Annotated in this window: 9 protein-coding genes and 1 pseudogene; 2 read left to right on the top strand and 8 right to left on the bottom strand. The window is 62.8% G+C overall.

What is annotated here, in order from left to right; all coding sequences use genetic code 11:
* From QZY01_RS00095 to QZY01_RS00075, 5 genes are all read right to left on the bottom strand, one after another.
* Positions 1 to 201 (bottom strand): hypothetical protein (locus QZY01_RS00095; protein ID WP_294531861.1); only part of this gene is annotated, 201 nt, incomplete at its 3' end.
* Positions 202 to 271: 70 nt separating this feature from the next.
* The gene (locus QZY01_RS00090) at positions 272 to 1,432 is read right to left on the bottom strand and encodes a patatin-like phospholipase family protein (protein WP_294531858.1); all 1,161 of its coding nucleotides are present in this window, start codon (positions 1,430 to 1,432) and stop codon (positions 272 to 274) included.
* 4 nt (positions 1,433 to 1,436) lie between these two features.
* Complete coding sequence (locus QZY01_RS00085; protein WP_294531855.1) at positions 1,437 to 1,934, bottom strand: Spy/CpxP family protein refolding chaperone; 498 nt, start codon at positions 1,932 to 1,934, stop codon at positions 1,437 to 1,439.
* A gap of 810 nt (positions 1,935 to 2,744) precedes the next feature.
* Positions 2,745 to 5,159, bottom strand: coding sequence for an endopeptidase La (gene lon, locus QZY01_RS00080; RefSeq protein ID WP_294531852.1), 2,415 nt, complete (start codon positions 5,157 to 5,159; stop codon positions 2,745 to 2,747).
* Between the two features lie 18 nt (positions 5,160 to 5,177).
* A complete protein-coding gene (locus QZY01_RS00075) occupies positions 5,178 to 5,582 on the bottom strand; it encodes an Hsp20/alpha crystallin family protein (RefSeq protein ID WP_294531850.1) in 405 nt (134 codons plus the stop codon).
* A gap of 393 nt (positions 5,583 to 5,975) precedes the next feature.
* Between QZY01_RS00075 and QZY01_RS00070 the strand changes: the two genes are divergently transcribed.
* Both QZY01_RS00070 and QZY01_RS00065 read left to right on the top strand, forming a co-directional pair.
* Complete coding sequence (locus QZY01_RS00070) at positions 5,976 to 7,613, top strand: oleate hydratase (protein WP_294531847.1); 1,638 nt, start codon at positions 5,976 to 5,978, stop codon at positions 7,611 to 7,613.
* A gap of 212 nt (positions 7,614 to 7,825) precedes the next feature.
* Positions 7,826 to 8,518: a DUF308 domain-containing protein gene (locus QZY01_RS00065; RefSeq protein WP_294531844.1), complete on the top strand. Its 693-nt coding sequence runs from the start codon at positions 7,826 to 7,828 to the stop codon at positions 8,516 to 8,518.
* Here QZY01_RS00065 and QZY01_RS00060 read toward each other — a convergent pair.
* The 3 genes and pseudogenes from QZY01_RS00060 to QZY01_RS00050 all read right to left on the bottom strand — a co-directional run.
* Complete coding sequence (locus QZY01_RS00060) at positions 8,459 to 8,665, bottom strand: hypothetical protein (RefSeq protein ID WP_294531841.1); 207 nt, start codon at positions 8,663 to 8,665, stop codon at positions 8,459 to 8,461. The two genes, QZY01_RS00065 and QZY01_RS00060, sit on opposite strands and share 60 nt — an antisense overlap.
* Positions 8,666 to 8,971: 306 nt before the next feature.
* A complete protein-coding gene (locus QZY01_RS00055) occupies positions 8,972 to 9,619 on the bottom strand; it encodes a BON domain-containing protein (RefSeq protein ID WP_294531838.1) in 648 nt (215 codons plus the stop codon).
* Between the two features lie 100 nt (positions 9,620 to 9,719).
* Positions 9,720 to 10,201 (bottom strand): annotated as a pseudogene (locus QZY01_RS00050) (hypothetical protein); the annotation flags it as partial.

The following is a 10,201-nucleotide window of genomic DNA, read 5'->3' as shown; positions in this document are numbered from 1 at the left end:
CGTGGCAACGCGCGTGATGTCGCCACGGGTTGCGGAGGCGCTGACATATTTCGCCGGCGGCGTGTAATGGCTTTGGCGCCAGAAGAGTCCGCCCGCCGCAATCAGCAGCGCGAGCGCAGCGGCGATCGCCACGCCCTTGCCGCTGGCGCGGAACGACGGCGACCTGGTTTTGGCATTCGGCGCGAGCGGAACGACGGTCAATTGCGTCTGGCCTTTCTTGTTTTGGCTTGCGCTATTGGCGCCCGAAGGCGCAGGGCCCAGCCGACCCCATTCAGTTTTCCGGCGCCTTCGCCATCGCCTTCGCCGTTTCGACCTGAGGCGGTTTGTTCTCCCAGAACGAGCCGGCGCTTGCCCTCGTATAGCCGTAGGCAAACAGCCGGCGCATCGTTTCCGTCTCGAAGCCCGTGCCGCCGCTGTCGGGAATGTCCTGGCCGATATAGCTGAGATTGAAACCCAGACCGTCGCTGGTGGCGACTTTGTAGGTTTGAGCCAGCACGGCTTCGGTCTCGACCCGGGTCATCACGCCGAAGGGGCGCGCCGCTATCGCCTCGGCCTTGTTGGGAACCACCTTGAAACCCGCGTCGAGCGGCGCATTGACGATCACATAAAGGTTTTGCCGGGCGCCGTTCGGAAAATTCTTTTTGCCGCCGAGAAGGAGCGTGTCCGGCAGGATGAAAACCGGCGCCGTGACGGCGCCATCGACATGCATTTCCTGAAACCGGCGATCATTAGCTTGAACATCGATGAGTTGCGGCTCGAAGACGACCGGGACGCTCGCGGAGGCCGCGATCACGTCGCGAAACAACTTGAACGCCGCAGGACCGCCTGTCGCCGCGATGGCGCCCATGTCCCAGATGACGGCGCGCTGCGCGTCGAGATCGGTCGTGACGACGAGAAGCCGCCGCCCCTTGCCATCCTCGCGCGCAACCTCACCGATCATCGCATCGTCGATATTGCGTTCGACCACTTCACGCATGCGCCCGCTCTCGATCAGGCCGCCTCCGAACAGCGCTCCAAGGGGGCTGGTTTGGTCGATCAGGCTTTGCGCTTCGCCATTCGTGTAGATCCGGCGCAGCTTCGCATCGTAGTCTGGACCCAGAAAGGCAAAGGGCGCGATCATCGCGCCGACGGAAACGCCCGACACCACGGTGAACGCCGGGCGCGTTCCCGATTGCGTCCATCCATTGAGCACGCCGGCGCCCGACAGAGCCAGATAGGCGAATTTCCGCCCCTTCTGGATAACGACACGCCGCGCGGCGTCCTGCACTACGCTCTCGGGCGCATCGGCCCAGAAACGAACGCTGCGCGTCCCCAAGGGCATCGCCGCCATCTGGTCGGCTCGACTGAAGGGGATGCGAGGCGCGCTGGCGCAACCGCCAAGCAAAAATGCACAGCAAGCCAGCGCCGGAAAGACCAGACTGGAATGACGCATCGCCTCAGCCGTGGCGCCTTTCGAAGTCGGTCCTGAGGAACTGGAACAATTCGTGTTGCTGCCGTTCGTCGAGCGTGGCGTAAAGCGGCTCGGCGGCGTCCGCGAGCTTCTTCAAGGAGGCGCCCCTGGCGGCGAGGTTGTCTGCGATGGTCCGCAGGACGCCGATCTCATTCGGGCGTTCCTGACCTTGTCGTGCGCGCTCACGGCGGCTCGGGCGATTTTCGCTTTCGATGGCGTGTTTCAACTGTCCGACGCCATAGTCGTGCAAGGCGGATTGCAAGCCCGGCCAGTTCTTTTCCTGATCGACCGAGAGATTCAGTTGCGCCTTGAGGTGAGCAATCCTGGCGTCGACCTCATTGGCGATCTGATTGTCCGCAGGTCCGGTATTCCGTTCAGCTTGCGCGGCCGGCGTTTTATTGTCCGTCTGGGCGATCGAACCGTTGAGGAGAGGAAAGCCTGTCAGCGCTGCGCTCGCGAGGCCGATGAGGATGCGTTTTTTCATTTTGTGCTCCCAATAATTCCTTTGATGAACCCGCTGTCGAAAGCGGCGGCTTCGACGACAAAACGACGTCCGAAAGCGACCATCGCCGCAAAAAACGGAGTCCTGCCCTTGTTGCGTTACCGGAACGCGCTGCGCCGGCGCTTCCGGAAGGAATATCGCGGAGGAGCGAGGCAAAGGCAGGATCGGAATTTACTCAGACCCGCGCCATTTCCGGGACTATCGGCAGGGACGCATTCTTTGGCGCCGCTTGCCGGAACCTCCAGGCGCCTGCGTCTCTAATGATTGTCGTTGTCTTTCCGGCAAAATCCACGGCGAACGCGGCAATGTCCTTAATGCAGCCCGCCCTCCGAAGCCGCGCGTCTGAAAAAGCTCGTGATCCCCTCGTCCTTGATTGTGCTAAAGGCTTCAACGAACGCCGCCTCGTTGGACTCGAACAGCGTCCCTGATCCCGTCATGCGGCGCGAAGGATGAGTTTTTGCTCGCTGCGACCGCGCAGCATTTGCGGAGGCTCGCCCGGTTGAGGCCAATGGAGCCACGAATGGAAGCAATGGCGGCATAGGCCGCCCGCAACGGCGGCATAGGCCGCCCGCAACGGCGGCAGAGCCGCCGCCAAATACCAAGCGCCGACGCCTTATTCGCCGGCTTCGGGGCCGCCCTTCCTCGGATCCCTGCTCCGATCGAACCTGCGGTGGTGGTCGCCCGTCTGAGGCGCTTTCGACTCCCGATCTAAATCAATCGCGCCTGATAGTGTCGGCTACCGTCGCGGCTGCAGATCTGCCGTCTGCCGACGCCGATCTGCAGATGGCCGCATCACGGCGCCTGGAACGTTTTCTCCGCCAGCGCGGAAGCGATGGCGTCGTCGACGCGCTCAAGCCAGATGAACTCCAGTTTGTCGCGGGCTTCCTCGGGGATGTCGTCATAGTCGCGACGGTTGCGCGCCGGCAGCATGACGCGGCTCAGTCCCGCCGCGGCGGCCGCGACGACCTTTTCCTTGATTCCGCCCACCGGCAAGACCAGCCCCCGCAGGCTGATTTCGCCGGTCATCGCGGTATCGCCGCGAACCGTGCGGTCGGTGAGAAGCGATACCAGCGCGGTGAACATGGCCACGCCGGCGCTCGGACCATCCTTCGGCGTCGCGCCAGCGGGAACATGGATGTGGATGTCGTTTTTTTCGAAACGCGCTGCGTCGATTCCAAGCGAGGCGGCGCGGTTCTTGACGATGCTGAGCGCGGCCTGCGCGCTTTCGCGCATGACGTCGCCGAGCTGGCCGGTGAGGATGAGGCGTCCCGCGCCGGGAGTCAGCGTCGCTTCGATGAACAGAATGTCGCCGCCGACGGGCGTCCAGGCGAGGCCGGTCGCGACGCCCGGCACGCTCGTGCGCATGGCGACCTCGCTCTCGAAACGCGGCTGTCCCAGGATTGTCGTCAGCTTTTCGGCGGTGACATGGATCGTCTCGACGCCGCCTTCGGCGACCAGCACGGCCGCATAGCGCAACACCCTGCCGATCTCGCGTTCGAGGTTTCGCACGCCGGCCTCGCGAGTGTAGGCGCGAATGATCTCGCGGAGCGCGAGGTCATCGAACTGGACCTGGGATTCCCGCACGCCATTGGCTTCGCGTTGCCGGCGGACGAGATAGCGCAGAGCGATCTGAAGCTTCTCGCTCTCGGTGTAGCTGGCGAGGCCGATGATCTCCATGCGATCAAGCAATGGGCCGGGAATGGAGTCCAGCATGTTCGCCGTTGCGATGAAGACGACGCGGCTCAGGTCGAAGGGCACGCCGAGATAATTGTCGCGGAACGTCGCGTTCTGCTCGGGGTCCAGCACCTCCAGCATGGCGGCCGATGGGTCGCCCTGGACGCCTCGGCTCATCTTGTCGATTTCATCGAGCATCATGACGCAGTTGCGGGACTTCGCCTTGCGGATCGCCTGAACGATATTGCCCGGCAACGCGCCGACATAGGTGCGGCGATGCCCGCGGATCTCGGCTTCGTCGTGCAGGCCGCCGAGGCTGACGCGGACGAAGGCGCGGCCCATGGCGCGCGCGATGGACTGGCCAAGCGAGGTCTTGCCGACGCCGGGCGGCCCGACAAAGCACAGGATTGGCGCCTTGCCTTTCGGCGCGAGCTTGCGGACGGCCAGATATTCGACGATGCGGCGCTTGATCTTCTCCAGTCCGAAGTGATCTTCGTCGAGAATGCGACGCGCCTCGGCGAGGTCGATCGGCGGCTCCTCGGGCAGCGCCCATGGCATTTCGATCAGCCAGTCGAGCCAGGTGCGCGCCATGCCCGCTTCAGCCGCCGCCTCCGGCATGCGCTCGTAGCGGCGCAATTCCTTTCGGGCGACCTCCTCGACCTCGGCCGGCATCCGCGCCTTGTCGATCGCCTCGCTCAGTTCGGCGATTTCGGGGGCCTTGCCATCTCCCTCGCCAAGCTCGCGCTGGATCGCCGCCATCTGCTCGCGCAGGATCGCCTGCCGCTGACGCGAGTCGAGCGACGCCTTGGTCTGGCGGCCGATTTCGTGGCTTATGCGCAGGACTTCGATCCGCTGCGCCAGATGACGCGTCACCTTGTCGATCCGGCTGGCGATATCGATCGTCTCGAGAATCTCCTGCCGCTCGGCGGGGCCGATATCCAGATAGGCGACGACGAGATCGGCGAGCGCGCCCGGCGCGGCGGTTTCGATGGCGACGATCATCTCCCGCGAAGCATTCGGCAGAAGCCCGAGGGCTTCCACGGCCTGCCCCCTGAGATGGAGCGTCCGCGCCTCGATCTCCGGGCTGCGGATTTCGGGCTCCTCGATCCGCTGAACCCGGGCTGCCAAAAAGGGTTGCTCCTGGATGAAGTCCAACACGCTGAAACGTTGAGCGCCCTGAAGGACGAGGTGGTGGCTGCCATCCGGCGCGGTGACGTAGCGCAGAATGTTCGCCACCGTGCCGATGCGATAGAGGTCGTTCGCCGAAGGTTCGGCGATCGCTGAATCGCGCTGCATGAGGACGCCAATCTGGCTTTCCTCGCGCAGGGCCTTCTGCGCCGCTGCGATGGAGCGCGGACGCTGGATGGCGACCGGAAAAACCGTTCCCGGAAACAGAACCATGTCGCGAAGCGGGACGATGATCAGCGCATCGGCGGCGGGCGGAACGATCGCAAGCGCCGATGGATCCGCGATCGGCTTTTCTCGGATCGACATTTCTTGGGTGGCCGGAAGCACGTCATGGTCATAGGACATTATCGTCTTTGCACCGTCTCAGAGACTTTTTTGGAGACTGACAATCAGGCAGCCGTTGGCGACGCTGCGCCGCACGTTCGAATAGCGTCCGGGCGGCAGCGGCAAGCGTCGCTCAAAGCGACCCTGAGGCAGTTCCAGCCGATGGATCACGGCCATCTGGAGTTCAGGCGGGAGGATGCGGCGGCCGACGACGACGAGCGCGCCATCGTCGACGGCGGTTTCGACCTGGTCGGCGTCTACGCCGGGCAGCGCCATCAAGATCAGCACTTCACTCTCGAGTTCGAGCACGTCGGCGGGCGGCTCCCAGACGGCCTGCCGGGACGCCTGTCGCGGCCGAAAAAAACTTCCCTGCAATTGCTCGGCGCGGGCGATCAATGCGACGGCCTCCGACCACATCCAGTCCCGGGAATCGTCACGTCTCATTGGGCTGACCTCATGGTGCTCATTCTGGCTGTCTCAGCGCCGGCGGCCAGCACATGCCTTTGAAAGGATCTGGGAAACATTCAGCGCATCGATATTCGCGTCTCTAAAGGATAGGCTGAATTCCTAGGAGCGGGCGCACGCAGCCGGCAGAGTCGGAAACTACTTACGGCCGTGACGCCGAGAGAAAATCGCGCACACCAGCGTCGACGCGGAGTTGTGAGTAATTTCCGATTCTGCCGAAGCCAATTCGCCGCGAGGTATTAGTCAAACCGTCGGGTTTCACCCTTGGCCTTCCGCGGAGCCTTGGAATGTTGCGCGCATGAGCTTACCGCCGATCAGCAGCGGATTTTTCTGCTTGCGCGGCGTCTTTCTCTTATTTCGGAATGAAACCACATGCGCGACAACAGTCCAAACTCCGATCGCCAGGTTCCCATAAGGTTCGGCCCTGACCGGGACGCAGCCAAGGCCTATCTGGTGGGCGGCGGCATTGCCTCCATGGCCGCCGCCGCCTTCATGATCCGCGACGGTGACGTCCTGGGTCGCAACATCACGATCGTCGAGGAGACGGACAGGCTCGGCGGCAGTCTCGACGGCGCTGGCTCGGCTCAGGATGGCTACGTGCTGCGTGGCGGACGCATGATCGAGCGCAAGTATCTTTGCACATACGACCTGTTCTCATCGATACCCACGCTCGACGACAGCAAGACCGTCACTCAGGAGATCTTCGACTGGAACGAGACGATGAAGACCTCGTCGAAATCGCGACTCGTTCGCGACGGGCATCGCGAGGTCGCTCCGAAATTCGGCCTCAGCGAGGCGCATATCCTGACGATCGAACGCCTGGCGATCGAGCCGGAAGCGATGCTCGGCCGCGCCAGCATCGCGGATGAATTCGACGCCGCGTTCTTCGAGACCAATTTCTGGTTCATGTGGTGCACCACCTTCGCCTTTCAGCCCTGGCACAGCGCGGTCGAATTCAAGCGTTATCTCGTGCGCTTTGCGCACATGGTCTCGGGCTTCAACCGTCTCGAAGGCATCATGCGGACAGTCAGCAACCAGTATGATTCCATGGTCAGGCCGCTGCACAAATGGCTGGCCGCGCGCGGCGTGGCCTTCGCGCTGAACACGCGGGTCACGGACCTCGGATTGCGCGAGCAAGCCGGCGAGACGCGCGTCGTGCGCATCGCGTATGAGCACGACGGAAAGCCCGGCGAAATCGCGATCGGGGCCAACGATCTCGTGATGGTGACGTTGGGCTCGATGACCGAAGCCTCGAGCCTCGGAGCGATGGATCGCGCGCCCGCGCTGAACGGGAAGGCCGACGGCGGCGCCTGGACGCTCTGGGAAGAAATCGCCGCGGGCAGGGACGACTTCGGTCATCCGTCGGTCTTCTCCGACCATATAGACGAGTCGAAATGGGTCTCGTTCACCACGACTCTGCACGATCCGGCATTTCTTCGGATCGTTCGAGATCTCACGGGCAATGCCCCCGGCGAAGGCGGCCTCGTGACATTTCCGCAATCGAACTGGCTCGTCTCGATCGTCATTCCCCATCAGCCGCATTTTATTGGCCAGCCTGAAGACGTCAGCGTTTTCTGGGGCTACGGACTCCACGTTTCAGCCCCGGGCAATTTTGTCGAAAAGCCCATGTCCTCGTGTACCGGCCGCGAGATCATGACCGAGATCCTCGGTCATCTCCAGGCCGGCGCCGCCGCGCCCGGGATTCTTGCAGCGTCGATCTGCATCCCCTGCATGATGCCTTTCATTACCAGCCAGTTCCTTCGTCGCGGGGCGGGAGATCGCCCGCAGGTCGTGCCGAAGGGCTCGAAGAACCTCGCATTCATCGGGCAATTTTGCGAGCAACCGGACGACGTCGTGTTCACCGTCGAATACTCGATCCGCTCGGCGCAGGCGGCGACCTACGCGCTGCTCGGCCTGAAGCGCGAGCCCCCGGCCGTTTACAAGGGCAAGTTCGATCCGCGGGTTCTCTTCAAGGCCTTCATCGCCCTGCACGATATGGCGGAAGCCTGACGGTTCAAGAGCGGCGTGGAGATTCAATCCTCGCACCAATCATCGAACCTGAATGCAGGCCTGAATGGGTCGGCGAGGGCGTGAACTTTTCCTGCGGGGCGATCGCGTTTTTTGGGCGCGAAGTCCCATGCGAATATTCTTACAAATCCAAGGAAGGGCGACCATGTCCATGCAGCAGCCTCAGAGCCTCTCACCCCGTCGATGCGCCATCATTGGAAGTTGTTTCCGGTCGAAGGGATCATTTTATGCATCCCCGGGCTCGGCGCTATCGTCCTTCCCCCGATTGCCGATCTTGCCACAACAGTTTTCTTGGGCTGGCTATTTTTGGTCGCGGGACTCGTCGGTCTGTCGTTCACGTTTGGGGCAAGGTCCGCGCCGGGATTCGGCTGGTCGATTCTGTCGGCGGCCGCGGCGCGGTCATCGCCGGCGCGCTCCTGCTCTGGTATCCGCTGCAAGGTTTGGCGACACTAAGTATTGAGCTGGTAGCATATTTCATCGTCGACGGCGCCGCGATCATCTTGCTGGCTCTCGCCCATCGCCGCGAACTGGCCGGCAGATGGGAATGGATGCTGGTGAGCGGCTTACGCGCGCCTGCGGATCGATTGATCCCATTGCCGTTGCGCGGGGACGGATCCACGGCGAACCCTGACGATCAATCGCCGGGAGCATCAGGTTCGGAACATGCGCATGGGCCTTTTCTTCCGACTCCATTTTCCGGCTGGATCGTCGCTTCGTTCGACCATACGCACATAGGCCAGACCGAGCGAATTGAGGCCTTCGGCCGGATGATCGAACAAAGGGCCGCGCGCCCAATCGCCGCCATGCATGTCTCCCGATCCGGTGGATCACGTCTCGCCGAGAATTTCATTGGCCTTGCGGTCGATCCGGGCCTTTTCGGCCGATGACAGATTGCCCTTGCCGAACTCTTCAGCCGCGCGCGCCTTGGCGTTGCGCGCGTGGCTGGCGTCGGGCATCGGATAGGCGCGTTTTTCCGGCAGGCCGAATTGCCCGTCGGCCAAGGCGTTGCGCTCATTTGTCGATAATACTGCCATGATAGCCTCTCTTTCCGGCGCCTCGACGCTTGGCTTGAGCGGCCCGATCCTACTCATAGCGCGAGGCCCCGATGGGATCGAGGCTGGAGGCTTTTCGCGCGGGATAATAGCCAAAAAAGCCCGGCCGCGCCGAGAACCGGAAACCGCCGGCCACCGTCGCTGCGATACATGAAACACTCCGCAAAACCGCGCTGCCTCGATTGCTGGCAATCCCTGATTTGTGTCCGTGGGCTCAAGCCTCATGGACGTTGGCGCAGGCGGGTTCGCCCGGCGAGCCGTTGCGGCAGGCCGCCGGGCAAAGTCCGTTCAGCTGACGAGAAGGTCATTCTCGACAAAGGTCGTGCCCGGCGCGGCCCAGGCGGCGGAGCCGGCCTCGTCGCGCTCCCACCAGGAATGGACTTTTCCTGTCAGCGTCACCTTGCCATCGAGGGCGGACACGTCGATGGACGCGGGATCGAACCAGGAGCGGTCGAGGGCGAGCAGGATATTGTCCTTGATATTGGCCGCGTTGGGCCTGTGCCTGATGGTTATGTCATTGGTGACGCCGATGACCCCCCAGAGCTCGCGCACATCGTTGAGGGCCGCTTCCTGCTGGAAACGCCAAGCGACTTCGCCGGTCAGGGTGATCCAGCCTTTTTCCACCTTCACCTTGACGGCGTCAGCCGGAATCGTCGTGCTCCATTTCATCCGATCGACGGCCGCCGCGGCAATTTCCTCGTCGCCGCGTTTCACCTCGAAGGGAAGTCGCACCTCGATTTCCTCGGCGACCGCCTTGACGTCATTGACCCGCCTCGCCGCTTTCTCGGCGGCGAATTTTTCGGCGAATGTCGTGACATGGCCCAGGAGGGTCACAATCCCGTCTTTCGCCGTCACGCCAATATCCGCCGCGTCGACGCTCGGCTCCCAGGCCAATTCGTCGAGCACGGCCTGTTTCAGCATTTTGTCTTTGGACATGATTTTCTCCAGATGTGCGATCAGAGCGGTGACGGGACATCGCTTCATGATACCGACTTGGTAGAAGTCGCCATGTAGCGGCGCGAGGATCGGAAATTACTCAAGTCGACGCAGGCGGCGAGAGCCTCGGACTCTGCTCCTTCACTTCTCTTATCTCCGGCGCGTGAAACACGATCTGTCTGGTCTTGCCTCGTCGGCGTTCGACCGCTTCGGCATAGCCAAGCGCGCTTTGCGGTTTGACGAAAACCGCGATCACCTCCGGATGCAGATCGCGCAGCCGCTGCTCCAGTTCGCTCACCTTGCGTTCGATGGCGGGCGTCGTCAACGCGTCGGCGAATTCGAGGCTGAGCGCGACAGCGATCTGTCGCGGGGCGAGGTGAACCGTCAGAATGCCATTGGCATGGGCGACGCCCTCCATTTCCCGCGCGATGCGCAAGAGCGACATCACAATGGCGGGGTCGGCGGGTTCGCCGATCAGCAGTCCCTTGGTTTCCCGAGCCAGAAAGGCGGCCGTCACCGCAAGGACGAGGCTGATGAGAATGGAGGCGACGCCATCGAGAACGGGCAGATCGAGCCGAATGG

Origin of the sequence: uncultured Rhodoblastus sp. (assembly GCF_903903185.1) — a bacterium.
Lineage (GTDB): Bacteria > Pseudomonadota > Alphaproteobacteria > Rhizobiales > Beijerinckiaceae > Rhodoblastus.
The sequence above is the reverse complement of the archived record's forward strand: the minus strand, read 5'-3'. Positions and strand labels throughout refer to the sequence as shown.